1 rRNA gene is annotated in these 872 nt (G+C 53.7%); it reads right to left on the bottom strand.

Annotated features, from left to right (window positions below):
* Positions 1-872, bottom strand: a 23S ribosomal RNA gene (locus ABLV12_RS08740); the annotation flags it as partial.

Genomic DNA, 872 nt, shown 5'->3' with positions numbered 1-872 from the left:
TACCATCAGCGTGCCTTCTCCCGAAGTTACGGCACCATTTTGCCTAGTTCCTTCACCCGAGTTCTCTCAAGCGCCTTGGTATTCTCTACCTGACCACCTGTGTCGGTTTGGGGTACGATTTGATGTTACCTGATGCTTAGAGGCTTTTCCTGGAAGCAGGGCATTTGTCACTTCAGCACCGTAGTGCCTCGTCATCACACCTCAGCGTTAGTAACGTTCCGGATTTACCTGGAACATCCGCCTACATGCTTAAACCGGGACAACCGTCGCCCGGCCAACATAGCCTTCTCCGTCCCCCCTTCGCAGTAACACCAAGTACAGGAATATTAACCTGTTTCCCATCGACTACGCCTTTCGGCCTCGCCTTAGGGGTCGACTCACCCTGCCCCGATTAACGTTGGACAGGAACCCTTGGTCTTCCGGCGTGCGGGTTTTTCACCCGCATTATCGTTACTTATGTCAGCATTCGCACTTCTGATACCTCCAGCAACCCTCACAGGCCACCTTCAACGGCTTACAGAACGCTCCCCTACCCAACAACACATAGTGTCGCTGCCGCAGCTTCGGTGCATGGTTTAGCCCCGTTACATCTTCCGCGCAGGCCGACTCGACCAGTGAGCTATTACGCTTTCTTTAAATGATGGCTGCTTCTAAGCCAACATCCTGGCTGTCTGGGCCTTCCCACATCGTTTCCCACTTAACCATGACTTTGGGACCTTAGCTGGCGGTCTGGGTTGTTTCCCTCTTCACGACGGACGTTAGCACCCGCCGTGTGTCTCCCGTGATAACATTCTTCGGTATTCGTAGTTTGCATCGGGTTGGTAAGTCGGGATGACCCCCTAGCCGAAACAGTGCTCTACCCCCGAAGATGA

The sequence above is a fragment of the Klebsiella sp. CN_Kp100 genome (assembly GCF_040065315.1).
GTDB lineage: Bacteria > Pseudomonadota > Gammaproteobacteria > Enterobacterales > Enterobacteriaceae > Klebsiella > Klebsiella oxytoca.
This window is presented reverse-complemented; position numbering and strand designations above follow the sequence as displayed.